Raw genomic sequence first — 23,806 nt, forward strand, 5'->3', positions numbered from 1 at the left:
TCATGACGAAGCGCTGGTACGTGGTGCATGCCTATTCGGGCTTCGAGAAGTCTGTCCAACGCGCGCTCGTCGAGCGCATCGCGCGTGCCGGGATGCAGGATTCCTTCGGGCAGATCCTTGTTCCCGTCGAAGAAGTCATCGAGATGAAAAGCGGCCAGAAGAGCATTTCCGAACGGAAGTTCTTCCCCGGCTACGTGCTCGTCGAGATGGACATGAACGACGAGAGCTGGCATCTGGTCAAGTCGACACCCAAGGTCACCGGTTTCGTGGGCGGTACCGCCAACAAGCCGACGCCGATTTCCGAGAAGGAAGTCGAAAAGATCATGCAGCAGATGCAGGAAGGCGTCGACAAGCCGCGTCCGAAGGTGCTGTGGGAGCTCGGCGAGGTGGTGCGCGTCAAGGAAGGTCCGTTCACCGATTTCCACGGCTCCGTGGAAGACGTCAATTACGACAAGAGCAAGCTGCGCGTGATGGTCACGATCTTCGGTCGTGCCACGCCGGTCGAACTGGATTTCAGTCAGGTCGAGAAGACCTGATGCAGGTGGGCCGCAAGGCCCGAAAATGCCCGCGCAGAGCGGGCAAGAGCGAGGAGCGCCGGCAATTGCCGGCGCGTTTGCACTCATAACAGGAGCTAGCCGCGATGGCAAAGAAAATCATCGGCTATATCAAGCTGCAAGTGCCAGCTGGTAAGGCCAACCCCAGTCCCCCGATCGGCCCGGCGCTCGGTCAGCGTGGCCTGAACATCATGGAATTCTGCAAGGCGTTCAACGCCAAGACCCAGGGCATGGAGCCCGGTCTGCCGATTCCCGTGGTGATCACCGCCTACGCGGACAAGAGCTTCACCTTCATCATGAAGACCCCGCCCGCGACGGTCCTCATCAAGAAGGCAGCGAAGATCCAGAAGGGCTCGCCGAAGCCGCATACCGACAAGGTCGGCTCGATCACGCGTGCTCAGGTCGAAGAGATCGCCAAGGCCAAGATGCCTGACCTGACCGCAGCGAACATGGACGCCGCCGTGCGCACCATCGCCGGTTCCGCGCGCAGCATGGGTATCACGGTGGAGGGCCTCTGATCATGGCGAAACTTTCGAAACGAGTTCAGGCGCTGCGCGCCAAGGTCGACCGCAACCGCGTCTATTCCGTCGCGGAGGCCCTCGCGCTGGTGAAGGACTGCGCGACCGCCAAGTTCGACGAATCGGTCGACATTTCGGTGAACCTCGGCGTCGATGCGCGCAAATCGGACCAGGTCGTGCGTGGCTCCGTCGTGCTGCCCGCTGGTACCGGCAAGACCGTGCGCGTTGCCGTGTTCGCCCAGGGCGACAAGGCTGAAGCCGCTCGCGCCGCCGGTGCCGACGTCGTCGGTTTCGACGACCTCGCCGAGCAGGTGAAGGCCGGCAATATTGATTTCGACCTCTGCATCGCCACGCCGGACGCCATGCGCGTCGTCGGTCAGCTGGGCCAGATCCTCGGTCCGCGCGGCCTGATGCCGAACCCGAAGGTCGGCACGGTGACCATGGACGTCACTACCGCCGTCAAGAACGCCAAGGCCGGTCAGGTCCAGTACCGCACCGACAAGGCCGGCATCGTGCATGCCACGATCGGCCGTGCGTCGTTCTCGGTTGAAGCGCTGCAGCAGAACCTCGGTGCGCTGATCGAGGCGCTGCAGAAGGCCAAGCCGGCGGCTTCGAAGGGTGTTTACCTGCGCCGCGTCGCCGTGTCGAGCACCATGGGTGCCGGCGTGCGCGTCGAGCCGTCGAGCATCGTCGCAGCCTGATCGGGCTGCAGCAAGGAACTTTGGGACGCTCCGCCGTGCAAGCGGCGGAGCGGATCGTCAAAGACCGCAGGTGCGATCGTTTCGACGATCGTTTAAGCGTTTAAGGACGGCCTGCGCAGACGGTGTGCCCAGAACAGGATTTTGGCTGATTCGTCGGCCGCGCTCCTGATCCAGGTCGCCGTGGGTGTGAGCCGTTTTTGCGGTTCACGTGTGGACTTGAAAGGAGGAAAGACCCGTGGGTCTCAATCTTGATGACAAGAAAGCCGTAGTGGCAGAGGTGTCGGCACAGGTGGCCAACGCTCAGACCATCGCGGTGGCCGAGTATCGCGGCATTGAAGTGGGTGATCTCACTGTGCTGCGTGCGAAGGCCCGCGAAGCTGGCGTGTACCTGCGTGTGCTGAAGAATACCCTGGTGCGCCGTGCGATCGCCGAAACCCCGTTCGCCGGGTTGTCGGATCAGCTGACCGGTCCGCTGATCTATGGCATTTCGGAAGATCCGGTTTCCGCAGCCAAGGTGCTGAACGACTTCGCCAAGGGCAACGACAAGCTGGTGCTCAAGGCCGGTTCCTACGCGGGCAAGACGCTCGACAAGGCCGGCGTGCAGGCGCTCGCGTCGATCCCGAGCCGCGAAGAGTTGCTCGCCGCGCTGCTGGGCGTCATGCAGGCGCCGGTTTCCGGCTTCGCTTGCGCGATGGCCGCCCTCGCCAAGAAGCGCGAGGAAGAGGCAGCTGCCTGACCGTTTTCCGAAAAAGTTTCGATTTAGGAGTGATTTGACATGGCTATCAGCAAAGAAGACATCCTCGAAGCCGTTGGCTCGATGACCGTTATGGAACTGAACGACCTCGTGAAGGCGTTCGAAGAGAAGTTTGGCGTTTCCGCTGCCGCGATGGCGGTTGCTGCCCCGGCTGGCGGCGCTGCCGCTCCGGCCGCCGAAGAGAAGACCGAATTCGACGTCGTGCTGCTCGCGGCCGGCGAGAAGAAGGTCGAGGTCATCAAGGTCGTGCGCGCTGCTACCGGCCTGGGCCTGAAGGAAGCCAAGGACCTCGTCGACGGCGCACCGAAGACGGTCAAGGAAGGCGCACCGAAGGCCGACGCCGAAGCGATCAAGAAGCAGCTCGAAGACGCTGGCGCGAAGGTCGAGATCAAGTAATACCGAGTTGTCTCTCGGGGCTGGCGCTCGTTCGGGCGCCAGCCCTTTCGTGCTTTGTAAATCCAAGAAGGCAGAACCCAGCGCGAGATATGGTGTCTACGAACCTATCGCCTGGCCCGAACTCCTCGGGGCGCTGTGTTCTGTCTCTTTGACGTCCGACCTCTACCCGGAGCATCCATGGCGTATTCCTACACCGAAAAGAAACGTATCCGCAAGAGCTTCGCCAAGCGCGCGGCAGTGCTGAACGTCCCTTTCCTTCTCGCCACCCAGATCGAGTCCTTCGCCTCGTTCCTGCAGGCTGAAACGCCGCCGATGTCGCGCCTGAACCAGGGCTTGCAGGCCGCCTTTTCGTCGATCTTCCCGATCGTGAGCCACAGCGGGAATGCGCGGCTCGAATTCGTCCAGTACATGCTCGGCGAGCCGGCGTTCGACGTCAAGGAATGTCAGCAGCGCGGCCTGACCTTCGCGTCGCCGCTGCGTGCCCGCGTGCGCCTGGTCATTCTCGATCGCGATGCGCCGAAGGAGACGGTGAAGGAAGTCAAGGAGCAGGAAGTGTACATGGGCGAAATTCCGCTCATGACTTCCACCGGTTCGTTCGTCATCAACGGTACCGAGCGTGTCATCGTCTCGCAGCTGCACCGTTCGCCGGGCGTGTTTTTCGAGCACGACCGCGGCAAGACCCACTCTTCGGGCAAGCTGCTCTTCTCGGCGCGCATCATCCCCTACCGCGGTTCGTGGCTCGACTTCGAGTTCGACCCGAAGGACTGCCTGTTCTTCCGCGTCGACCGTCGCCGCAAGATGCCTGCGACGATCCTGCTGCGCGCGATCGGCATGACGCCGGAGCAGATTCTCGAGACCTTCCACGACTTCGATACCTTCCAGCTGAAGGGCGAGGAGATCGCCTTCGAACTGGTGCCCGATCGTCTGCGTGGCGACGTCGCGAAGTTCGACATCACCGACGGTTCGGGCAAGATCATCGTCGCGCGCGACAAGCGTATTACCGCCAAGCACATCCGTGAGCTCGAACAGGCTGGCATCAAGACCATGGTCGTGCCGGACGACTTCTTGCTGGGCCGCATCGTTGCGCGCAACGTCATCGACCCGGAGACCGGCGAGCTGCTCGCACGCGCCAACGACGAGATCACGGAAGACTTGCTCGGCAAGCTGCGCGACGCCGGCGTCAAGGACCTGCTGACCCTGTACGTCAATGACCTCGATCGCGGTCCGTACATCTCGCAGACCCTGCGCATCGATGAGACGGCCGACCAGTGGGCCGCACGCGTCGCGATCTACCGCATGATGCGTCCGGGTGAGCCGCCCACCGAAGAAGCGGTCGAGGCGCTGTTCCAGGGCCTTTTCTACTCGGAAGAGCGTTACGACCTGTCGTCGGTTGGCCGCATGAAGTTCAACCGCCGCGCGTATCCGGAGAAGATCGAGGACAAGGCGCCGGGCTGGCTCAAGCGCTTCTACGAGGCGGTAGGCGCCCGTGGTGAAGAGGGCCCCGCCACACTGTCGAACGAAGACATCCTCGCGGTGATGGGCGTGCTGGTCGAACTGCGCAACGGTCGCGGCGAGATCGACGACATCGACCACCTCGGCAACCGCCGCGTGCGTTCAGTCGGCGAACTCGCCGAGAACCAGTTCCGCGCCGGTCTGGTGCGCGTCGAGCGCGCCGTCAAGGAACGTCTGTCGCAGGCCGAATCCGACAACCTGATGCCGCACGACCTGATCAATGCGAAGCCGATCTCGGCCGCGATCAAGGAGTTCTTCGGCTCGAGCCAGTTGTCGCAGTTCATGGACCAGACCAACCCGCTCTCCGAGATCACGCACAAGCGTCGCGTGTCGGCTCTCGGCCCGGGTGGTCTGACGCGCGAGCGTGCCGGCTTCGAGGTGCGCGACGTCCATCCGACGCACTACGGCCGCGTGTGCCCGATCGAGACGCCAGAAGGCCCGAACATCGGCCTGATCAACTCGCTGGCCGTGTATGCGCAAACCAACCGTCACGGCTTCCTCGAGACGCCGTACCGCAAGGTCACTGATGGCAAGGTCACCGACCAGATCGACTTCCTCTCCGCGATCGAGGAAGGCCAGTACGTGATCGCGCAGGCGAACGCCGACGTCGGTGAGGACGGCGCGCTGCTGGGCGATCTCGTGTCCTGCCGCCACAAGGGCGAATTCCTGCTGGCGACGGCGGACCAGATCCAGTACATGGACGTTGCGCCGGGTCAGATTGTGTCGGTTGCGGCTTCGTTGATTCCCTTCCTCGAGCACGACGATGCGAACCGCGCGCTGATGGGCGCGAACATGCAGCGTCAGGCCGTTCCCTGCCTGCGTCCCGAGAAACCGCTGGTAGGCACCGGCATCGAGCGCACCGTCGCGGTCGACTCCGGTACCGCAGTGCAGGCGATGCGTGGTGGCGTGGTCGACTATGTCGACGCGCAGCGGATCGTGGTGCGTGTCAATGACGATGAAACCCTCGCGGGCGAAGTCGGCGTCGACATCTACAACATGATCAAGTACACCCGTTCGAACCAGAACACGAACATCAACCAGCGTCCCATCGTGAAGGTCGGTGACTTGATCGGCAAGGGCGACGTCATCGCGGATGGCGCCTCGACCGACCTGGGCGAGCTCGCGCTCGGCCAGAACATGCTGGTCGCGTTCATGCCGTGGAACGGCTACAACTTCGAGGACTCGATCCTCATCTCCGAGCGCGTCGTCGCCGAAGACCGCTTCACGTCGATCCATATCGAAGAGCTGACGGTCGTCGCGCGTGACACCAAGCTCGGCCCCGAGGAAATCACCCGTGACATCGCGTCGCTGGGTGAGGCACAACTGTCGCGCCTCGACGAGTCGGGCATCGTCTATATCGGCGCCGAAGTCGACGCCGGCGACGTGCTCGTCGGCAAGGTCACCCCGAAGGGCGAGACCCAGCTGACGCCGGAAGAGAAGCTGCTGCGCGCGATCTTCGGCGAGAAGGCCTCGGATGTGAAGGACACCTCGCTGCGCGTGCCTTCGGGGATGAACGGCACTGTCATCGACGTGCAGGTCTTCACGCGTGAAGGCATCGAGCGTGACAAGCGCGCGCAGTCGATCATTGACGACATGCTGCGCAGCTTCAAGACCGACCTCGCCGACCAGATGCGCATCGTCGAACGCGACGCGTTCGCACGTATCCGTCGTCTGATCACCGGCCAGAAGGCCAATGGCGGCCCGAAGAAGCTGGCGAAGGGCGCCGAGATCACCGGCGAATACCTCGATTCGCTCGAGTTCTACCACTGGTTCGACATCCGCATGGCGGACGAGGAGCTGGCGGCGCAGCTCGAAGCGGTGCGCGAAGGTCTGGAGAAGACGCGCAAGGACTTCGAGCAGGCCTTCGAGATCAAGAAGAAGAAGCTCACCCAGGGGGACGAACTGCCCCCGGGCGTGCAGAAGATGGTGAAGGTCTACCTCGCGGTGAAGCGCCGCCTGCAGCCTGGCGACAAGATGGCGGGTCGTCACGGCAACAAGGGTGTTGTGTCCCGCATCGTTCCGATCGAGGACATGCCGCATATGGCAGACGGCACCCCGGTCGACATCGTGCTGAACCCGCTGGGCGTTCCGTCGCGTATGAACATCGGCCAGATCCTCGAGACACATCTGGGCTGGGCGGCGAAGGCGCTCGGCAACAAGATCGGCGAGATGGTCCGGTCGAATGCCGCCGCCGCCGAGATCCGGGACCTGCTCGAGCAGATCTACAACACGAAGGGCCGACCGGAGGCGCTCGACAGCCTCAACGATCAGGAAGTGGTCGAACTGGCGTCGAACCTGCGCAAGGGTGTGCCGTTCGCGACGCCGGTGTTCGACGGTGCGAAGGAAGAGGAGATCGAGGCCATGTTCGCGCTGGCCGGCATCGAGTCCGGCGGTCAGGTCACGCTGTTCGACGGCCGTACCGGAGAAGCCTTCGATCGCAAGGTCACCGTCGGCTACAAGCACGTGCTCAAGCTGCACCACCTCGTGGACGACAAGATGCACGCGCGTTCCACCGGCCCGTACTCGCTCGTGACGCAGCAGCCGCTGGGCGGCAAGGCGCAATTCGGCGGCCAGCGCTTCGGCGAAATGGAAGTGTGGGCGCTCGAGGCCTACGGCGCCGCCTACACACTGCAGGAAATGCTCACCGTGAAGTCCGACGACGTGACCGGCCGTACGAAGGTGTACGAAAGCATCGTCAAGGGCGAGCACAAGATCGACGCGGGCATGCCCGAGTCCTTCAACGTGCTGGTGAAGGAAATCCGTTCGCTCGCGATCGACATCGATCTGGACACGTACTGAACCGGGTGAATGCCCATAAAGCCACCCGGACGGAGTGATTAATGAAAAGCCTGCTCGCTGACCTGTTCAAGCAAACCCTGCCGAACGAAGACCAGTTCGACGCGATCACGATCGGCCTCGCGTCGCCGGACAAGATCCGCTCGTGGTCCTACGGCGAGGTCAAGAAGCCCGAGACCATCAACTACCGCACCTTCAAGCCCGAGCGCGACGGCCTCTTCTGCGCCAAGATCTTCGGGCCGGTGAAGGATTACGAATGTCTGTGCGGCAAGTACAAGCGCCTCAAGCATCGCGGCGTGATCTGCGAGAAGTGCGGCGTCGAAGTGACGCTGTCGAAAGTGCGCCGTGAGCGCATGGCGCACATTGAACTCGCCAGCCCGACCGCCCACATCTGGTTCCTGAAGAGCCTGCCGAGCCGTCTCGGCATGGTGCTCGACATGACCCTGCGCGACATCGAGCGCGTGCTGTACTTCGAAGCCTTCGTCGTCGTCGAGCCGGGTATGACTCCGCTCAACCGCGGCCAGCTGCTGACCGAGGACGACTACCTCGCGAAGGTCGAGGAGTACGGCGACGAATTCGACGCGCTGATGGGTGCCGAGGGCATCCGCGGCCTGCTGCGCACGCTCGACATCCAGCTCGAGATCGAGAAGTTGCGCGGCGACCTTGAAACGACCAATTCCGAAGCGAAGATCAAGAAATTTTCGAAGCGCCTGAAGGTGCTTGAGGCCTTCCAGCAGTCGGGCATCAAGCCGGAGTGGATGATCCTCGAAGTGCTGCCGGTGCTGCCGCCGGACCTGCGTCCGCTGGTGCCGCTGGACGGCGGCCGCTTTGCGACCTCGGACCTCAACGACCTGTACCGCCGCGTCATCAACCGCAACAACCGCCTCAAGCGCCTGTTGGAGCTGAAGGCCCCGGAAATCATCGTCCGCAACGAAAAGCGGATGCTGCAGGAAGCCGTCGACTCGCTGCTCGACAACGGCCGCCGCGGCAAGGCGATGACCGGCGCCAACAAGCGTCCGCTGAAGTCGCTCGCCGACATGATCAAGGGTAAGGGCGGCCGCTTCCGTCAGAACCTGCTCGGTAAGCGCGTCGACTACTCGGGCCGTTCGGTCATCGTCGTCGGTCCGCAGCTGAAGCTCCATCAGTGCGGCCTGCCGAAGCTGATGGCGCTCGAACTCTTCAAGCCCTTCATCTTCAACAAGCTCGAGCTGATGGGTCTGGCCACGACCATCAAGCAGGCGAAGAAGATGGTCGAGAGCCAGGAACCGGTGGTGTGGGACATCCTCGAAGAGGTCATCCGCGAACATCCGGTGATGCTGAACCGCGCGCCGACGCTGCACCGCCTCGGTATCCAGGCATTCGAGCCGGTCCTGATCGAAGGCAAGGCGATCCAGCTGCACCCGCTCGTCTGCGTCGCGTTCAACGCCGACTTCGACGGTGACCAGATGGCCGTCCACGTGCCGCTGTCGCTCGAAGCGCAGATGGAAGCGCGGACGCTGATGCTCGCGTCGAACAACGTGCTGTCGCCTGCGAACGGCGAGCCGATCATTGTCCCGTCGCAGGACATCGTCCTGGGCCTGTACTACGCGACGCGCGAAGGCGTGAACGTAGTGGGTGAAGGCATGGCGCTCTCAGACGTAGGCGAACTCAAGCGCGCCTACGAATCGAAGCAGCTGTCGCTGCACGCCCGCGTCTCGGTCCGCCTGAAGGAAATCGAGGTGGGGGCCGACGGCGAGCGCCGTGAGAAGATCACCCGCTACAACACGACTGCGGGCCGCGCGATGCTGTCCGAGATCCTGCCGCCGGGGCTGCCCTTCAGCGTCATCGACAAGCCGCTGAAGAAGAAGGAAATCTCGAAGCTGATCAATGCGTCGTTCCGTCGCTGCGGCCTGAAGGAAACGGTCGTCTTTGCCGACAAGCTGATGCAGTTCGGCTTCCGTCTGGCAACCCGCGCCGGTATCTCGATCGCGGTCAAGGACATGCTCGTCCCGAGCCTGAAGGACACGCTGATCCACGCGGCCGAACAGGAAGTGAAGGAGATTGCCCGCCAGTACACCTCGGGTCTGGTGACCGACGGCGAACGCTACAACAAGGTCGTCGACATCTGGGGGCGTGCTGGGGATCAGGTCGCGAAGGCGATGATGGACCAGCTCGGCCAGGAAGACGTCGTCAACCGCAAGGGCGAGAAAGTCAAGCAGGAGTCCTTCAACTCCATCTACATGATGGCCGACTCCGGTGCGCGCGGTTCCGCCGCCCAGATCCGTCAGCTCGCCGGCATGCGCGGCCTGATGGCGAAGCCGGACGGCTCCATCATCGAGACCCCGATCACCACGAACTTCCGTGAAGGCCTGAACGTTCTGCAGTACTTCATCTCGACGCACGGCGCCCGTAAGGGTCTGGCCGACACCGCGCTGAAGACCGCGAACTCCGGTTACCTCACCCGCCGTCTGGTCGACGTGACCCAGGATCTGGTCGTCACCGAAGACGACTGCGGCACGCGTGACGGCTTCGTGATGAAGGCGTTGATCGAGGGCGGTGAAGTCATCGAACCGCTGCGCGAGCGCATTCTTGGCCGCGTCTGCGCCGAGGACATCGTCAACCCCGATTCGCAGGAAACGGTCATCGAGGCTGGCACGCTGCTCGACGAGAACGCCGTCGATCTGATCGAAAGCCTCGGCATCGACGAGGTCAAGGTGCGCACGGCGCTGACCTGCGAGACCCGCTACGGCCTGTGCGGCAAGTGCTACGGGCGCGATCTCGGCCGCGGCAACCTGGTCAACGTCGGTGAAGCGGTCGGCGTCATCGCCGCGCAGTCGATCGGCGAACCGGGGACGCAGCTCACCATGCGGACCTTCCACGTCGGTGGCGCGGCGTCGCGAGCCGCCGCCGCGAGCGGTGTCGAGTCGAAATCCGCCGGTACCATCCGCTTTGCCGGCAATATGCGCTACGTCTCGAACGCCAAGGGGGAGAAGGTCATCATCGCCCGCTCGGCGGAGATCGTCGTTGCCGACGACATGGGCCGTGAGCGCGAGCGCCACAAGCTTCCCTACGGTGCGACCCTGCTGGTCGATGACGGTGCCGCCATCAAGGCCGGCGTCATGCTCGCGACTTGGGATCCGCACACCCGTCCGATCGTCACGGAATACTCCGGTACCGTGAAGTTCGAGAACGTCGAGGAAGGCGCGACCGTTGCCAAGCAGATCGACGAAGTGACCGGTCTGTCGACCCTGGTCGTCATCGATGGCAAGCGCAAGGCCGGTTCGTCCTCGAAGGGTGTGCGTCCGCAGGTCAAGCTGCTCGACGAGAACGGCGAGGAAGTGAAGATCGCCGGCACCGACCATTCGGTGGCGATCACCTTCCAGGTCGGCTCGCTGATCACTGTCAAGGACGGCCAGATTGTCTCCGTTGGCGACATCCTCGCGCGTATCCCGCAGGAATCCGCGAAGACCCGCGACATTACCGGCGGTCTGCCGCGCGTTGCGGAACTCTTCGAAGCGCGTCCGCCCAAGGATGCGGGCGTGTTGGCCGAGTACACCGGCACGGTTTCGTTCGGCAAGGACACCAAGGGCAAGCAGCGCCTGGTGATCACGGAAGCCGACGGTACCGCTCACGAGTTCCTGATTCCGAAGGACAAGCACGTGATGGTGCACGACGGCCAGGTCGTGAATAAGGGCGAACTGATCGTCGATGGCCCGGCTGATCCGCACGATATCCTCCGTCTGCAGGGCATCGAGGCGCTCGCGCGCTACATCATCGACGAGGTCCAGGACGTGTACCGCCTGCAGGGCGTGAAGATCAACGACAAGCACATCGAGGTGATCGTCCGCCAGATGCTGCGCCGCGTGGTCATCACCGACGCGGGCGACACCAAGTTCATCCGCGAGGAGCAGGTCGAGCGTTCGGAAGTGCTCGACGAGAACGACCGTGTCGAAGCCGACGGCAAGCTGGCGGGCCACTATCAGAACATCCTGCTGGGTATCACGAAGGCATCGTTGTCGACCGATTCGTTCATCTCCGCCGCCTCCTTCCAGGAAACGACGCGCGTGCTGACCGAAGCGGCCATCATGGGCAAGCGCGACGAACTGCGCGGGCTCAAGGAAAACGTCATCGTCGGCCGGCTCATTCCCGCCGGTACCGGCATGGCGTACCACCGCAACCGCCGTGCGCAGTCGGCGGGCGAGGATCTCGCAGCCGAGCATGCATGGGCGGCGATGCAGGAACAACCGTCGGAAGTGTCCGATGGCGTCTCGCAAGATGTGCAGGCCGGTTGACTTTCGCTGGCCTGTCGGGATAACATCCGGCCTCTTTTTGTGGACTGACCAATCGTAGTCAGCCTCAGCCGGAATCAACCGCCCGGGGCGGCCTTTGGGGCTGCCTCGGTATAATGGAAAATTCTCAAGCTATGCCAACAATTAATCAGCTCGTCCGCAAGCCCCGGCAACTTGCAGTCGTAAAGAGCAAAGTGCCGGCGCTCGACGCCTGCCCGCAGAAGCGAGGCGTCTGCACCCGCGTCTACACCACGACGCCGAAGAAGCCGAACTCCGCGCTGCGTAAGGTGGCCAAGGTTCGTCTGACCAACGGTTTCGAAGTGATCTCCTACATCGGTGGTGAGGGTCACAACCTTCAGGAGCACTCCGTGGTCCTGATCCGCGGTGGTCGTGTGAAGGACTTGCCGGGTGTGCGCTATCACATCGTGCGCGGCTCACTTGACCTTCAGGGTGTCAAGGATCGTAAGCAGTCGCGTTCGAAGTACGGCGCGAAGCGTCCGAAGAAATCCTAATTGTCGGCATTCAGAAATAGCTAGAGGTTGTCATGCCCCGTCGTCGCGAAGTACCCAAGCGTGAAATTCTGCCGGATCCGAAGTTCGGTTCGCAGGATGTTTCCAAGTTCATCAACGTGATCATGCAGTCCGGCAAGAAGTCCGTTGCCGAGCGTATCGTCTATGGCGCGTTCGAACATATCTCGGGCAAGGCTGGCAAGGATCCGCTCGAGGTCTTCTCGTCGGCCGTTGCGAACGTCAAGCCGGTGGTCGAGGTCAAGAGTCGCCGCGTCGGTGGCGCGAACTACCAGGTTCCTGTCGAAGTGCGTCCGTCGCGCCGAATGGCGCTGTCGATGCGCTGGCTGCGCGAAGCCGCCCGCAAGCGCGCCGAGAAGTCGATGGCCCAGCGTCTGGCTGGTGAGCTCCTCGAGGCTGCGGAAGGTCGCGGCTCTGCGATGAAGAAGCGCGAAGAAGTGCATCGCATGGCCGAGGCAAACAAGGCCTTCTCGCACTACCGCTTCTGAGAAGTTTAAGGCGGCGGTTAATCGGGCCCTGGCAAGGGCTCGATTGTTTTGTAATACGACACTTGGACTTTCGCGCCCTGCGCGAATTCTGGAAGGCAGGATAAACCGTGGCTCGCAAGACTCCCATTGAGCGCTACCGCAACATCGGTATCTCGGCTCACATCGACGCCGGCAAGACAACGACGACCGAGCGCATTCTTTTTTACACCGGTGTTAACCACAAGATCGGTGAAGTCCATGATGGCGCGGCGACCATGGACTGGATGGAGCAGGAGCAGGAGCGGGGTATCACGATTACCTCGGCCGCAACGACCTGCTTCTGGAAGGGAATGGATCTGTCGTTCCCCGAGCATCGCTTCAACATCATCGACACCCCGGGGCACGTCGACTTCACGATCGAGGTCGAGCGTTCGATGCGCGTGCTTGATGGTGCCTGCATGGTCTACTGCGCGGTCGGCGGCGTTCAGCCGCAATCGGAAACCGTGTGGCGTCAGGCGACCAAGTACAAGGTGCCTCGTCTTGCGTTCGTGAACAAGATGGACCGTCAGGGCGCGAACTTCTTCAAGGTGTACGAGCAGATGCGTACCCGCCTCAAGGCGAACCCGGTGCCGATCGTGATTCCGATCGGTGCTGAGGAGTCCTTCGCGGGTGTGGTCGATCTCGCCCGGATGAAGGCGATCTACTGGGACGAAGCCAGCCAGGGCATGAAGTTCGAGTATCGCGATATTCCCGCCGAACTGCAGGCCGATGCTGCCGAGTGGCGTGAGAAGATGGTCGAGGCCGCGGCCGAAGCCAGCGAAGATCTGATGAATGAATATCTCGAGAACGGTGATCTGCCGATCGAGAAGATCAACGCCGGTCTGCGTCTTCGCACCATCGCGTGCGAAATCCAGCCGATGCTATGCGGCACTGCGTTCAAGAACAAGGGTGTGCAGCGCATGCTCGACGCCGTCATCGAATTGCTGCCGTCCCCGGTCGATATCCCGCCGGTCGCCGGTGTGGACGACGACGATCAGCCGGTGTCGCGCAAGGCCGATGATGCAGAAAAGTTCTCGGCGCTCGCATTCAAGCTGATGACCGACCCGTTTGTCGGCCAGCTGACCTTCGTGCGCGTCTACTCCGGCGTTCTGCAGTCGGGCGAAACCGTGCTGAACTCGGTCAAGAACAAGAAGGAGCGCATCGGCCGCATTCTCCAGATGCACGCCAACGAGCGTCAGGAGATCAAGGAGGTTCTCGCGGGTGACATCGCTGCTTGCGTGGGTCTGAAGGAAGTGACCACGGGCGAGACGCTGTGCGATCCGAGCGCGCCGATCATCCTCGAGCGCATGGTCTTCCCGGATCCGGTGATTCACGTGGCCGTCGAGCCGAAGACCAAGAGCGACCAGGAAAAGATGGGTATCGCACTGGGTCGCCTGGCTGCCGAGGATCCGTCCTTCCGCGTGCGTACCGACGAGGAATCCGGTCAGACGATCATCTCGGGTATGGGCGAGCTGCACCTCGAGATCATCGTCGACCGCATGAAGCGCGAATTCAACGTCGAGGCGAACGTCGGTGCCCCGCAGGTTGCCTACCGCGAAGCGATCCGCAAGGCGGTCGAGCAGGAAGGCAAGTTCGTCAAGCAGTCCGGCGGTCGCGGCCAGTTCGGTCACGTGTGGATCAAGCTCGAGCCGAACGAAGCCGGCAAGGGCTACGAATTCGTGGATGCGATCAAGGGCGGTGTGGTTCCGCGCGAATACATCCCGGCGGTCGACAAGGGTCTTCAAGAAACGTTGCCGAACGGCGTGCTGGCTGGCTTCCCGGTGGTCGACGTGAAGGTCACCCTGTTCGACGGCTCGTACCACGATGTTGACTCGAACGAAAACGCGTTCAAGATGGCCGCGTCGATGGCGTTCAAGGACGCGATGCGCAAGGCTAGTCCGGTGCTGCTCGAGCCGATGATGGCGGTGGTTGTCGAGACGCCCGAGGATTACATGGGTAACGTCATGGGCGACCTTTCCGGTCGTCGCGGCATCGTTCAGGGTATGGACGACCTGCCTGGCGGCATGAAGGAAGTGAAGGCCGAAGTGCCGCTGGCCGAGATGTTCGGCTACGCGACGCAGCTGCGTTCGCTTACGCAGGGTCGCGCAACGTACTCGATGGAATTCAAGCACTACTCCGAGGCGCCGAAGAGCGTTGCGGAGGCGGTGATCAGCAATCGTAGCAAGTAATAGAACTCAAGCGAGGATTCTCACAATGGCAAAAGGCAAGTTTGAGCGGACGAAACCGCACGTAAACGTTGGGACGATCGGCCACGTTGACCATGGCAAGACGACCCTGACCGCGGCGATCACGACGATCCTGTCGACGAAGTTCGGCGGCGAGGCGAAGGCCTACGACCAGATCGACGCGGCGCCGGAAGAAAAGGCGCGCGGCATCACGATCAACACCGCGCACGTCGAGTACGAAACCGCGACCCGTCACTACGCCCACGTCGACTGCCCGGGCCACGCCGACTATGTGAAGAACATGATCACCGGCGCCGCGCAGATGGACGGCGCGATCCTGGTCGTGTCGGCCGCCGACGGCCCGATGCCGCAGACCCGCGAGCACATCCTGCTCGCCCGTCAGGTCGGCGTGCCGTACATCATCGTGTTCATGAACAAGTGCGACATGGTCGACGATGCCGAGCTGCTCGAGCTCGTCGAGATGGAAGTGCGCGAACTGTTGTCGAAGTACGACTTCCCTGGCGACGACATTCCCATCGTCAAGGGCTCGGCGCTGAAGGCGATCGAAGGCGACAAGAGCGACCTGGGCGAAGGTGCGATCATGGCGCTGGCCGATGCGCTCGACTCGTACATCCCGACCCCGGAGCGTGCGATCGACAAGCCCTTCCTGCTGCCGATCGAAGACGTGTTCTCGATCTCGGGCCGCGGCACCGTCGTGACCGGTCGTGTCGAGCGTGGCATCGTCAAGGTTGGTGAAGAAGTCGAAATCGTCGGCATCAAGCCCACGGTCAAGACCATCTGCACCGGCGTCGAAATGTTCCGCAAGCTGCTTGACCAGGGGCAGGCGGGCGACAACGTCGGCGTGCTGCTGCGCGGCACCAAGCGTGAAGACGTCGAGCGTGGTCAGGTCCTGTGCAAGCCGGGTTCGATCAAGCCGCACACCCACTTCACGGGTGAAGTGTACGTGCTGTCGAAGGAAGAGGGTGGTCGTCACACCCCGTTCTTCAACAACTACCGTCCGCAGTTCTACTTCCGTACGACCGACGTGACTGGTTCGATCGCGCTGCCGGAAGGCACCGAGATGGTCATGCCGGGCGACAACGTGTCGATCACGGTGAAGCTGCTGGCACCGATCGCCATGGAAGAAGGTCTGCGCTTCGCGATCCGCGAAGGTGGTCGTACCGTCGGCGCCGGTGTCGTCGCCAAGATCATCGAGTAATCGTTTCGACTAATCTCCCCGGGGTCACTCGCCCCGGGGTTTTTTGCTCTTTTAAGGACTGCAACATGCAAAACCAGAAGATTCGTATCCGTCTGAAGGCATTCGACTACCGTCTGATCGATCAGTCGGCCCTCGAGATCGTCGATACCGCCAAGCGTACCGGTGCTGTCGTTCGTGGCCCCGTGCCGCTGCCCACCCGCATCGAGCGCTTCGACCTTCTGCGTTCGCCGCACGTCAACAAGACCTCGCGCGACCAGTTCGAAATTCGCACCCACCAGCGTCTGATGGACATCATCGATCCGACCGACAAGACGGTCGACGCACTGATGAAGCTGGATCTGCCTGCGGGTGTCGACGTCGAGATCAAGCTGCAGTAATCTCCCGCGCTTGCGGAAGTTTCAAAGAGGCCGGTATAATCCGGCCTTTGCGTCTTTTGGCGCAATTCATGTGATAGGGCCCGGTCAATCGTAACCGGGGATCAGGAGAAGAAAATGAGTCTAGGCCTTGTAGGACGCAAGGTTGGCATGACTCGCATTTTCGCTGAGGACGGTCGTAGCGTCCCGGTGACGGTGCTTGATGTTGCCAACAACCGCGTTACCCAAGTCAAGACGCCTGAAAACGACGGCTATGCCGCGGTTCAGGTGGCTTTCGGCAAGCGCCGTGCGAGTCGCGTCAACAAAGCGCTCGCCGGGCATCTCGCCAAGGCTGGCGTCGAAGCCGGTCACACCCTCCGCGAATTCACCGTCGAGCCGGCGCAGTTGGCCAGTCTCAAGGCGGGTGACGTGATCAGCGTGGAGCTCTTTGCGGTCGGGCAGAAGGTCGATGTGACCGGTACGTCGATCGGCAAGGGCTTTTCGGGTGTCATCAAGCGTCACAACTTCTCGTCGAACCGCGCGTCGCACGGTAACTCGGTGTCGCACAACGCGCCGGGCTCGATCGGTATGGCGCAGGACCCGGGTCGTGTTTTTCCGGGTAAGCGGATGGCTGGTCAGTATGGCAACGTGACCCGCACGACGCAGAGCCTCGAGGTGGTTCGTGTCGATGTTGAGCGTCAGTTGCTCCTGGTCAAGGGGGCTGTTCCTGGGTCCAAGGGTGGCGACGTGATCGTTCGTCCCGCGGTCAAGGCCCGTGGCTGAGCGAGGACGTGATGGAACTTAAACTATTGAACGATCAGGGTGTGCAGGCGGCGACGCTGCAGGCTTCTGATGCGCTGTTCGGGCGCGACTACAACGAGGCGCTGATTCACCAGGTCGTCGTTGCCTACATGGCGAACGCGCGCTCGGGCGACCGTGCGCAGAAGGGTCGCTCCGAAATTGCCAAGTCGACCCGCAAGCCGTGGCGCCAGAAGGGTACCGGTCGCGCGCGTGCCGGTAGGGCGTCGAGTCCGCTGTGGCGTGGTGGTGGTCGGATCTTCGCGAATTCGCCGGACGAGAACTTCACCCAGAAACTGAATCGCAAGATGTATCGTGCTGGCGTCGCGTCGATCCTGTCGCAGCTCGCTCGCGAGGATCGTCTGGCGGTGGTCGAGAATTTCAGCGTCGAAGCGCCGAAAACCAAGCTTCTGTCGCAGAAGCTGAAAGGTATGGGGCTGGACTCCGTGCTCGTGATCACGGATCAGTTCGACGAGAACCTGTTCCTGTCGTCGCGCAACCTGCACAAGGTGCTGGTGCTCGAGGTCAGTGAGACGGATCCGGTGTCCCTGGTGCACTACGATCGCGTGATCGTGACCAAGGGTGCGCTGGCCAAGATGGAGGAGGCCTGGCAATGAGCGGATTTAGCCAAGAGCGTCTGATGCAGGTGCTGCTCGCGCCCCAGATCTCCGAAAAGGCAACGTATGTTGCCGACAAGAACGAGCAGGTCGTGTTCAAGGTTGCGTCGTGCGCAACGAAGCCTGAAGTGAAGGCTGCGGTCGAGCTGCTGTTCAAGGTCGAGGTCAAGTCGGTCCAGATCGCGAACGTGAAGGGCAAAGTCAAGCGCTTCGGCAAGACGATGGGGCGTCGCAAGGGCTGGAAGAAAGCCTTTGTGTGCCTGAAGCCGGGCCAGGAAATCAACTTCGCGGCCGGGGAGTAATAGTCATGGCACTGGTAAAACTCAAGCCCACGTCTGCCGGCCGTCGCGCGATGGTCAAGGTTGTGAACGCCGACCTGTACAAGGGCCGTCCGGTCGCATCCCTGGTCGAAAAGCAGTCGAAGAATGCCGGCCGTAACAACAACGGTCACATCACCGTCCGTCACAAGGGCGGTGGTCACAAGCAGCACTATCGCCTGGTGGATTTTCGCCGCAACAAGGACGGGATCGTCGCGCGTGTCGAGCGCATCGAGTACGACCCGAACCGTTCGGCAAACATCGCCCTGATCTGCTATGCGGACGGCGAGCGTGCGTACATCATCGCCCCGAAGGGTCTGGAAGTCGGTCAGCCGGTCATGAGCGGCGCCGAAGCTCCGATCAAGCCGGGCAACGTCCTGCCGATCCGCAATATTCCGGTCGGTTCGACGATCCACTGCGTCGAAATGATGCCGGGCAAGGGTGCGCAGATTGCGCGTGCGGCCGGTACTTCGGTGCAGCTCCTGGCGCGTGAAGGCGCCTATGCCCAGATTCGTCTGCGCTCCGGCGAAGTCCGTCGCGTGCACGTCGAATGCCGTGCCGCGATCGGCGTGGTGGGCAATGAAGAGCATGGTCTGCGCAAGATCGGCAAAGCCGGCGCGAATCGCTGGCGTGGTATTCGTCCGACCGTTCGCGGTGTGGCGATGAACCCGGTCGATCACCCGCACGGCGGCGGCGAAGGCCGCACCGGCGAGGGTGGTGTGCCGCGCAGCCCGTGGGGCCAGCCGGCCAAGGGCTATCGCACGCGCAGCAACAAGCGCACCGATACCATGATCGTGCAGCGTCGTCACAAGCGTTAAGGGGTAACAGATGGCACGTTCTATTAAAAAAGGCCCGTTTGTCGACGCGCACCTCCTCAAGAAGGTCGACGCCGTCCGGGCGAGCAACGACAAGCGTCCGATCAAGACGTGGTCGCGCCGTTCGACGGTGCTGCCCGACTTTGTCGGTCTGACGATCGCGGTGCATAACGGCCGCCAGCACGTTCCGGTGTTCGTGTCCGAGAACATGGTCGGTCACAAACTCGGCGAGTTTGCGCTGACCCGTACGTTCAAGGGTCACGCCGCGAGCAAGAAGGCAAAGAGGTAAGGAGCCACCATGGAAACCAAAGCAATCCTCCGTGGCGTTCGCCTGTCGGCCCAGAAGGGCCGTCTGGTGGCCGACCAGGTGCGGGGCAAGCCGGTTGATCAGGCCCTGAATATTCTCGCCTTCTCGCCGAAGAAAGGCGCGCAGATCATCCGCAAGGTCGTCGAGTCGGCGATCGCCAATGCCGAACACAACGATGGCGCAGACATCGACACCCTGAAGGTGAAGACGATCTACGTCGAGGAAGGTACGTCGCTGAAGCGCTTCACGGCGCGCGCGAAAGGGCGCGGCAACCGCATCCTGAAGCCGACCTGCCATGTCTACGTGACCGTCGGGGAATAAGGGGTAATTATGGGTCAGAAAATTCATCCGACCGGATTCCGTCTTGCGGTCACCCGTGACTGGAGTTCGCGCTGGTTCGCCGGGAGCCGCGACTACTCCAAGATGCTGCACGAGGACATCAAGGTCCGTGACTTCCTGAAGAAGAAGCTCGCGCACGCGTCCGTCGGCCGCATTGTCATCGAGCGTCCGGCCAAGAACGCCCGGATCACCTTGTTCAGTGCGCGTCCGGGTGTCGTGATCGGCAAGAAAGGCGAGGACATCGAACTGCTGAAGCGCGAACTGCAGAAGATCATGGGCGTGCCGGTGCACGTCAATATCGAGGAAGTTCGCAAGCCGGAGGTCGACGCCAAGCTGATCGCCGATTCCATCGCCCAGCAGCTCGAGAAGCGCATCATGTTCCGTCGCGCCATGAAGCGCGCGATGCAGAACGCGATGCGTCTGGGTGCCCAGGGCATCAAGATCATGAGCGCGGGTCGCCTGAACGGCGCGGAAATCGCCCGCACCGAGTGGTACCGCGAAGGTCGTGTGCCGCTGCACACGCTGCGTGCCGACATCGACTATGGTGTGTCGGAAGCGAGCACGACCTACGGCATCATCGGCATCAAGGTTTGGGTCTATAAGGGCGAGATGCTCGGCCGCAATGAGCGTCCGGTCGTCGTCGAGAACGAAAACGAGGCTCGCCGTGGCCGTCGCGGTGCTCCGCGTGGTGCCGAAGGTGGCGAGGGCCGTCCCGGCCGCCGTCCTGCTCGCAGGGGTGGAGCTGAAGGCCAGGCCAAGCAGCCGCAAGAAAGCAGGGGTGAATGATGCTGCAGCCGACGAGAAGGAAATATCGTAAGGAGCAGAAGGGCCGCAACACCGGCGTTGCGACGCGCGGTGCGAAAGTCAGCTTCGGCGAGTACGGTCTCAAGGCTATCGGCCGCGGTCGTCTTACCGCGCGCCAGATCGAGTCGGCCCGCCGTGCGATGACCCGTCACATCAAGCGTGGCGGCCGCATCTGGATCCGGATCTTCCCGGACAAGCCGATCTCGAAGAAGCCTGCCGAAGTCCGCATGGGTAACGGTAAGGGTAACCCGGAATACTGGGTCGCCGAGATCCAGCCGGGCAAGGTGCTGTACGAGATGGATGGTGTCGACGAAGCGCTGGCGCGCGAAGCGTTCCGCCTCGCTGCTGCGAAGCTGCCGCTCGAGACCGTGTTTGTTCACCGTCAGTTGGGGTAATCATGAAAGCGAGTGAACTCCGCGCAAAGAGCGCCGGTGAATTGAATCAGGAACTGCTTGAGCTGCTGAAGGCGCAGTTCTCGCTGCGCATGCAGCTGGCTACTCAGCAGCTCGGCAATACGAGCCAACTCGGAAAGGTTCGTCGCGACATCGCTCGCGTGCGTACCCTTCTGCGTGAAAAGGCAGGGCAGAAATGAGCGAACAAATCGAAAAAGTGCGCCGCGCCCTTGTTGGTCGTGTCGTCAGCGACAAGATGCAGAACACGGTGACCGTGCTGGTCGAGCGTCGCGTCAAGCACGAACTGTACGGCAAGGTGATTACGCGTTCGGCGAAGTATCACGCACACGTCGAGGGTGGCATCGCCGCTGCTGGCGACCTGGTTGAGATCGAGGAATGCCGTCCGATTTCAAAGACCAAGTCGTGGCGCGTCGCAAAGGTGCTCGAAAAAGCACGCGTTATCTGATAAAAGTACGGTTTATCAGCGGACAGCTTGGCAGGTGACTGCCAAGCTGTTATAATTTTCTTTCTTTGCTTTTCGCTCTTCGGGGCTCCTTACCCGTACGGGTTCCAAGACTGACCGCTGTAGCGGGGCAAGTTGGAGATAAATTCATGATTCAAATGCAGTCCATTCTGGACGTCGCCGATAACACGGGTGCGCGTTCGGTGATGTGCATCAAGGTGCTTGGTGGCTCGAAGCGTCGCTATGCCAGCATTGGCGACATCATCAAGGTAACCGTGAAGGATGCAGCGCCGCGCGGTCGCGTCAAGAAAGGCGACATCTACAGTGCCGTTGTGGTGCGTACCGCGAAAGGCGTGCGCCGTCCCGACGGTTCGCTTGTCAAGTTCGACGGCAATGCCGCTGTGTTGCTGAATAACAAGCTCGAGCCGATTGGCACCCGTATCTTCGGGCCGGTGACGCGCGAGCTGCGTACCGAGCGGTTCATGAAGATCGTCTCGCTGGCGCCTGAAGTGCTCTAAGGAGTTGTCGAGATGAACAAGATCCGCAAAGGTGATGAGGTTGTTGTCCTGGCAGGCAAGGACCGCGGTCGTCGCGGTGTCGTGCTGCGTCGGGTTGGTGATGAGCACCTCGTGGTCGAGGGTGTGAATCGCGCGAAGAAGCACGTGCGTCCGAACCCGCTCAAGGGTGAGGTGGGGGGTATCGTCGAAAAGGAAATGCCGCTCCATATCTCGAACGTCGCTTTGTTCAACCCCGCGGCCCAAAAGGGCGACCGCGTGGGTATCCGGGTGCTTGAGGATGGTCGCAAGGTGCGCTTCTTCAAGTCGAATGGCGAACTGGTCGACGCGTAAGGAGCGGTGATGGCGCGCTTGCAGCAGTACTACAAAGAAACGATTGCTCCCGAGTTGCTCAAGCAGTTCGGGTACAAGTCCGTGATGGAGGTGCCTCGCATCACGAAGATCACGCTGAACATGGGTGTCGGTGAGGCGGTCGGCGACAAGAAGATCCTCGAGCATGCCGTTGGCGACATGCAGAAGATCGCTGGTCAGAAGGCGGTCGTTACGAAGGCACGCAAGTCGATCGCGGGTTTCAAGATTCGTGACGGTTATCCGATCGGCTGCATGGTGACACTGCGCGGCGAGAAGATGTTCGAGTTCCTCGATCGTCTCGTGACGATCGCGATGCCGCGTATCCGCGACTTCCGCGGGATCGCCGGCAAAGGCTTCGATGGTCGCGGCAATTACAACCTGGGCGTCAAGGAACAGATCATTTTCCCGGAAATCGAGTACGACAAGATCGATGCGCTGCGGGGGATGAATATCAGCATCACGACGACGGCCAAGACCGATCAGGAAGCTCGAGCTCTGCTCGCGGCGTTCAAGTTCCCGTTCAAGAATTGAGGGTGTTATGGCAAAACTGGCTCTGATCAATAGAGAAGAGAAGCGCCGCAAGACGGTCGAGAAGTTCGCCGCCAAGCGTGCCGCGCTGATCGCTCAGATCAACGATTTCAAGTTGCCTGAAGAAGAGCGCATGGCTGCTCGTCTGAAGCTGCAGCAGCTTCCGCGCAATGCAAGCCCGGTTCGCGAGCGCAATCGCTGCGCCCTGACGGGGCGTCCGCGGGGCGTTTTCCGTAAGTTCGGTCTTTGCCGGAACAAGCTGCGCGATCTCGCGTTCCGCGGCGAAGTGCCGGGCATGACCAAGGCGAGCTGGTAAGGAGATTATCGAATGAGTATGTCCGATCCGATCGCCGATATGCTGACCCGCATCCGCAATGGCCAGCAGGCTCAGAAGCAGAGCGTGTCGATGCCCAGCTCAAAGCTGAAAGTCGCGATCGCCAAGGTGCTGCAGGATGAAGGTTATATCGACGGTTATGCAGTGCGTGATGCCGAAGGCAAGGCGCAGCTGGACGTGGTGCTGAAGTACTACGCCGGTCGTCCGGTCATCGAGCGCATCGAGCGCGTCAGCCGTCCCGGTCTGCGTGTTTATAAGGGCAGTGACGATCTTCCGCGCGTCATGAACGGCCTGGGTGTGGCGATTGTTTCCACGCCGCGTGGCGTCATGACCGACCGTGCGGCGCGCGCCGGACGCGTGGGCGGCGAAGTCATCTGTTACGTCGCTTAAGGGGGTCTCATGTCTCGTGTAGCTAAAAATCCGGTGGCAATCCCCGGCGGCGTCGATGTGACGGTCGCGGGCGGCGAAGTCTCCGTGAAGGGGCCGCTGGGTACCGTAAAGCAATACATCGGCAATGCCGTGTCCGTGCAACGCGATGGCGATGCGCTGCTTTTCGCGGCGGTTGCCGGCGCGGCGAATGGCCGTGCGATGTCGGGTACCGTCCGTGCGCTGGTGAACAACATGGTTACCGGCGTGACCAAGGGCTTCGAGCGCAAGCTGACCCTCGTCGGCGTGGGTTATCGTGCTCAGGCGCAGGGCGACAAGCTCAACCTGACGCTCGGTTTCTCGCATCCTGTCGTGCATCAGATGCCGGCGGGCGTGAAGGTCGAAACGCCTTCCCAGACCGAGATCGTCATCAAGGGCATCGACAAGCAGCAAGTTGGCCAGGTGGCGGCCGAAGTGCGTGCATACCGCGCTCCCGAACCCTACAAGGGCAAGGGCGTCCGTTATTCGGACGAAGTGGTCGTGCTCAAGGAAACCAAGAAGAAGTAAGGG

Annotated in this window: 28 protein-coding genes; all 28 read left to right on the forward strand. The window is 61.9% G+C overall.

What is annotated here, in order from left to right; all coding sequences use genetic code 11:
* The first annotated feature begins 2 nt into the window (after positions 1–2).
* The 28 genes from nusG (at position 3) to rplF (ending at position 23,803) form a co-directional block, all read left to right on the forward strand.
* Positions 3–536: a transcription termination/antitermination protein NusG gene (gene nusG, locus GPA22_RS09340; protein WP_076604503.1), complete on the forward strand. Its 534-nt coding sequence runs from the start codon at positions 3–5 to the stop codon at positions 534–536.
* A gap of 104 nt (positions 537–640) precedes the next feature.
* The gene (gene rplK, locus GPA22_RS09345) at positions 641–1,072 is read left to right on the forward strand and encodes a 50S ribosomal protein L11 (protein WP_076604504.1); all 432 of its coding nucleotides are present in this window, start codon (positions 641–643) and stop codon (positions 1,070–1,072) included.
* 2 nt (positions 1,073–1,074) lie between these two features.
* Positions 1,075–1,773 (forward strand): 50S ribosomal protein L1, encoded by a 699-nt coding sequence (rplA, locus tag GPA22_RS09350; RefSeq protein WP_169255818.1) that lies wholly within the window; start codon positions 1,075–1,077, stop codon positions 1,771–1,773.
* Between the two features lie 235 nt (positions 1,774–2,008).
* Positions 2,009–2,509: a 50S ribosomal protein L10 gene (rplJ, locus tag GPA22_RS09355; RefSeq protein WP_169255819.1), complete on the forward strand. Its 501-nt coding sequence runs from the start codon at positions 2,009–2,011 to the stop codon at positions 2,507–2,509.
* A gap of 39 nt (positions 2,510–2,548) precedes the next feature.
* Entirely contained in the window at positions 2,549–2,923 is a 375-nt protein-coding gene (gene rplL / locus GPA22_RS09360; RefSeq protein ID WP_169255820.1) for a 50S ribosomal protein L7/L12, read from the forward strand.
* Positions 2,924–3,100: 177 nt separating this feature from the next.
* Positions 3,101–7,234 carry a DNA-directed RNA polymerase subunit beta gene (rpoB, locus tag GPA22_RS09365; RefSeq protein ID WP_169255821.1) on the forward strand — a complete coding sequence of 1,378 codons (4,134 nt, stop codon included), beginning with the start codon at positions 3,101–3,103 and terminating at the stop codon, positions 7,232–7,234.
* A gap of 41 nt (positions 7,235–7,275) precedes the next feature.
* Positions 7,276–11,502 carry a DNA-directed RNA polymerase subunit beta' gene (gene rpoC / locus GPA22_RS09370; protein WP_169255822.1) on the forward strand — a complete coding sequence of 1,409 codons (4,227 nt, stop codon included), beginning with the start codon at positions 7,276–7,278 and terminating at the stop codon, positions 11,500–11,502.
* Positions 11,503–11,633: 131 nt separating this feature from the next.
* Positions 11,634–12,011, forward strand: coding sequence for a 30S ribosomal protein S12 (rpsL, locus tag GPA22_RS09375; protein ID WP_018987817.1), 378 nt, complete (start codon positions 11,634–11,636; stop codon positions 12,009–12,011).
* A gap of 32 nt (positions 12,012–12,043) precedes the next feature.
* On the forward strand, positions 12,044–12,514 hold the full coding sequence (gene rpsG, locus GPA22_RS09380; RefSeq protein ID WP_169255823.1) for a 30S ribosomal protein S7: 471 nt from the start codon (positions 12,044–12,046) through the stop codon (positions 12,512–12,514).
* A 107-nt stretch (positions 12,515–12,621) separates the two neighbouring features.
* Positions 12,622–14,721: an elongation factor G gene (gene fusA, locus GPA22_RS09385; RefSeq protein ID WP_169255824.1), complete on the forward strand. Its 2,100-nt coding sequence runs from the start codon at positions 12,622–12,624 to the stop codon at positions 14,719–14,721.
* Between the two features lie 25 nt (positions 14,722–14,746).
* Entirely contained in the window at positions 14,747–15,937 is a 1,191-nt protein-coding gene (tuf, locus tag GPA22_RS09390; RefSeq protein WP_169255816.1) for an elongation factor Tu, read from the forward strand.
* A 65-nt stretch (positions 15,938–16,002) separates the two neighbouring features.
* Positions 16,003–16,314 carry a 30S ribosomal protein S10 gene (rpsJ, locus tag GPA22_RS09395; protein ID WP_018987821.1) on the forward strand — a complete coding sequence of 104 codons (312 nt, stop codon included), beginning with the start codon at positions 16,003–16,005 and terminating at the stop codon, positions 16,312–16,314.
* 114 nt (positions 16,315–16,428) lie between these two features.
* A complete protein-coding gene (rplC, locus tag GPA22_RS09400) occupies positions 16,429–17,073 on the forward strand; it encodes a 50S ribosomal protein L3 (protein WP_169255825.1) in 645 nt (214 codons plus the stop codon).
* A gap of 11 nt (positions 17,074–17,084) precedes the next feature.
* Entirely contained in the window at positions 17,085–17,705 is a 621-nt protein-coding gene (gene rplD / locus GPA22_RS09405; protein ID WP_169255826.1) for a 50S ribosomal protein L4, read from the forward strand.
* On the forward strand, positions 17,702–18,007 hold the full coding sequence (rplW, locus tag GPA22_RS09410; RefSeq protein WP_121430170.1) for a 50S ribosomal protein L23: 306 nt from the start codon (positions 17,702–17,704) through the stop codon (positions 18,005–18,007). The genes rplD and rplW overlap by 4 nt, the downstream gene beginning before the upstream one ends.
* A 5-nt stretch (positions 18,008–18,012) precedes the next feature.
* Entirely contained in the window at positions 18,013–18,840 is an 828-nt protein-coding gene (gene rplB / locus GPA22_RS09415; protein WP_169255827.1) for a 50S ribosomal protein L2, read from the forward strand.
* Between the two features lie 10 nt (positions 18,841–18,850).
* Entirely contained in the window at positions 18,851–19,126 is a 276-nt protein-coding gene (rpsS, locus tag GPA22_RS09420; RefSeq protein ID WP_053420931.1) for a 30S ribosomal protein S19, read from the forward strand.
* 9 nt (positions 19,127–19,135) lie between these two features.
* Positions 19,136–19,465: a 50S ribosomal protein L22 gene (gene rplV, locus GPA22_RS09425; protein WP_018987827.1), complete on the forward strand. Its 330-nt coding sequence runs from the start codon at positions 19,136–19,138 to the stop codon at positions 19,463–19,465.
* A gap of 9 nt (positions 19,466–19,474) precedes the next feature.
* The gene (gene rpsC / locus GPA22_RS09430; RefSeq protein WP_169255828.1) at positions 19,475–20,269 is read left to right on the forward strand and encodes a 30S ribosomal protein S3; all 795 of its coding nucleotides are present in this window, start codon (positions 19,475–19,477) and stop codon (positions 20,267–20,269) included.
* Positions 20,269–20,682: a 50S ribosomal protein L16 gene (gene rplP, locus GPA22_RS09435; protein ID WP_121430950.1), complete on the forward strand. Its 414-nt coding sequence runs from the start codon at positions 20,269–20,271 to the stop codon at positions 20,680–20,682. Before rpsC ends, rplP begins: the two co-directional genes overlap by 1 nt.
* 2 nt (positions 20,683–20,684) lie before the next feature.
* Positions 20,685–20,879 (forward strand): 50S ribosomal protein L29, encoded by a 195-nt coding sequence (gene rpmC, locus GPA22_RS09440; protein WP_121430166.1) that lies wholly within the window; start codon positions 20,685–20,687, stop codon positions 20,877–20,879.
* Positions 20,876–21,145, forward strand: a complete 270-nt coding sequence (gene rpsQ, locus GPA22_RS09445) for a 30S ribosomal protein S17 (protein WP_018987831.1) — start codon at positions 20,876–20,878, stop codon at positions 21,143–21,145. Before rpmC ends, rpsQ begins: the two co-directional genes overlap by 4 nt.
* 146 nt (positions 21,146–21,291) lie before the next feature.
* A complete protein-coding gene (gene rplN / locus GPA22_RS09450) occupies positions 21,292–21,660 on the forward strand; it encodes a 50S ribosomal protein L14 (RefSeq protein WP_121430165.1) in 369 nt (122 codons plus the stop codon).
* 12 nt (positions 21,661–21,672) lie between these two features.
* Positions 21,673–21,990 carry a 50S ribosomal protein L24 gene (rplX, locus tag GPA22_RS09455; protein WP_169255829.1) on the forward strand — a complete coding sequence of 106 codons (318 nt, stop codon included), beginning with the start codon at positions 21,673–21,675 and terminating at the stop codon, positions 21,988–21,990.
* Positions 21,991–21,999: 9 nt separating this feature from the next.
* The gene (rplE, locus tag GPA22_RS09460; protein ID WP_169255830.1) at positions 22,000–22,539 is read left to right on the forward strand and encodes a 50S ribosomal protein L5; all 540 of its coding nucleotides are present in this window, start codon (positions 22,000–22,002) and stop codon (positions 22,537–22,539) included.
* Positions 22,540–22,546: 7 nt separating this feature from the next.
* Positions 22,547–22,852 (forward strand): 30S ribosomal protein S14, encoded by a 306-nt coding sequence (rpsN, locus tag GPA22_RS09465; RefSeq protein WP_121430162.1) that lies wholly within the window; start codon positions 22,547–22,549, stop codon positions 22,850–22,852.
* Positions 22,853–22,864: 12 nt separating this feature from the next.
* The gene (gene rpsH / locus GPA22_RS09470; RefSeq protein ID WP_076603152.1) at positions 22,865–23,260 is read left to right on the forward strand and encodes a 30S ribosomal protein S8; all 396 of its coding nucleotides are present in this window, start codon (positions 22,865–22,867) and stop codon (positions 23,258–23,260) included.
* 9 nt (positions 23,261–23,269) lie between these two features.
* A complete protein-coding gene (gene rplF / locus GPA22_RS09475) occupies positions 23,270–23,803 on the forward strand; it encodes a 50S ribosomal protein L6 (protein ID WP_169255831.1) in 534 nt (177 codons plus the stop codon).
* Positions 23,804–23,806 lie beyond the last annotated feature (3 nt).

The sequence above is a fragment of the Aromatoleum toluvorans genome (assembly GCF_012910905.1).
Lineage (GTDB): Bacteria > Pseudomonadota > Gammaproteobacteria > Burkholderiales > Rhodocyclaceae > Aromatoleum > Aromatoleum toluvorans.

Coding starts and splice junctions, on each gene's coding strand:
- nusG (WP_076604503.1), top strand. CDS start 3: ATGACGAAGCGCTGGTACGTGGTGCATGCCTATTCGGGCTTCGAGAAG.
- rplK (WP_076604504.1), top strand. CDS start 641: ATGGCAAAGAAAATCATCGGCTATATCAAGCTGCAAGTGCCAGCTGGT.
- rplA (WP_169255818.1), top strand. CDS start 1,075: ATGGCGAAACTTTCGAAACGAGTTCAGGCGCTGCGCGCCAAGGTCGAC.
- rplL (WP_169255820.1), top strand. CDS start 2,549: ATGGCTATCAGCAAAGAAGACATCCTCGAAGCCGTTGGCTCGATGACC.
- rpoB (WP_169255821.1), top strand. CDS start 3,101: ATGGCGTATTCCTACACCGAAAAGAAACGTATCCGCAAGAGCTTCGCC.
- rpoC (WP_169255822.1), top strand. CDS start 7,276: ATGAAAAGCCTGCTCGCTGACCTGTTCAAGCAAACCCTGCCGAACGAA.
- rpsL (WP_018987817.1), top strand. CDS start 11,634: ATGCCAACAATTAATCAGCTCGTCCGCAAGCCCCGGCAACTTGCAGTC.
- rpsG (WP_169255823.1), top strand. CDS start 12,044: ATGCCCCGTCGTCGCGAAGTACCCAAGCGTGAAATTCTGCCGGATCCG.
- tuf (WP_169255816.1), top strand. CDS start 14,747: ATGGCAAAAGGCAAGTTTGAGCGGACGAAACCGCACGTAAACGTTGGG.
- rpsJ (WP_018987821.1), top strand. CDS start 16,003: ATGCAAAACCAGAAGATTCGTATCCGTCTGAAGGCATTCGACTACCGT.
- rplC (WP_169255825.1), top strand. CDS start 16,429: ATGAGTCTAGGCCTTGTAGGACGCAAGGTTGGCATGACTCGCATTTTC.
- rplD (WP_169255826.1), top strand. CDS start 17,085: ATGGAACTTAAACTATTGAACGATCAGGGTGTGCAGGCGGCGACGCTG.
- rplW (WP_121430170.1), top strand. CDS start 17,702: ATGAGCGGATTTAGCCAAGAGCGTCTGATGCAGGTGCTGCTCGCGCCC.
- rplB (WP_169255827.1), top strand. CDS start 18,013: ATGGCACTGGTAAAACTCAAGCCCACGTCTGCCGGCCGTCGCGCGATG.
- rpsS (WP_053420931.1), top strand. CDS start 18,851: ATGGCACGTTCTATTAAAAAAGGCCCGTTTGTCGACGCGCACCTCCTC.
- rplV (WP_018987827.1), top strand. CDS start 19,136: ATGGAAACCAAAGCAATCCTCCGTGGCGTTCGCCTGTCGGCCCAGAAG.
- rpsC (WP_169255828.1), top strand. CDS start 19,475: ATGGGTCAGAAAATTCATCCGACCGGATTCCGTCTTGCGGTCACCCGT.
- rplP (WP_121430950.1), top strand. CDS start 20,269: ATGCTGCAGCCGACGAGAAGGAAATATCGTAAGGAGCAGAAGGGCCGC.
- rpmC (WP_121430166.1), top strand. CDS start 20,685: ATGAAAGCGAGTGAACTCCGCGCAAAGAGCGCCGGTGAATTGAATCAG.
- rpsQ (WP_018987831.1), top strand. CDS start 20,876: ATGAGCGAACAAATCGAAAAAGTGCGCCGCGCCCTTGTTGGTCGTGTC.
- rplN (WP_121430165.1), top strand. CDS start 21,292: ATGATTCAAATGCAGTCCATTCTGGACGTCGCCGATAACACGGGTGCG.
- rplX (WP_169255829.1), top strand. CDS start 21,673: ATGAACAAGATCCGCAAAGGTGATGAGGTTGTTGTCCTGGCAGGCAAG.
- rplE (WP_169255830.1), top strand. CDS start 22,000: ATGGCGCGCTTGCAGCAGTACTACAAAGAAACGATTGCTCCCGAGTTG.
- rpsN (WP_121430162.1), top strand. CDS start 22,547: ATGGCAAAACTGGCTCTGATCAATAGAGAAGAGAAGCGCCGCAAGACG.
- rpsH (WP_076603152.1), top strand. CDS start 22,865: ATGAGTATGTCCGATCCGATCGCCGATATGCTGACCCGCATCCGCAAT.
- rplF (WP_169255831.1), top strand. CDS start 23,270: ATGTCTCGTGTAGCTAAAAATCCGGTGGCAATCCCCGGCGGCGTCGAT.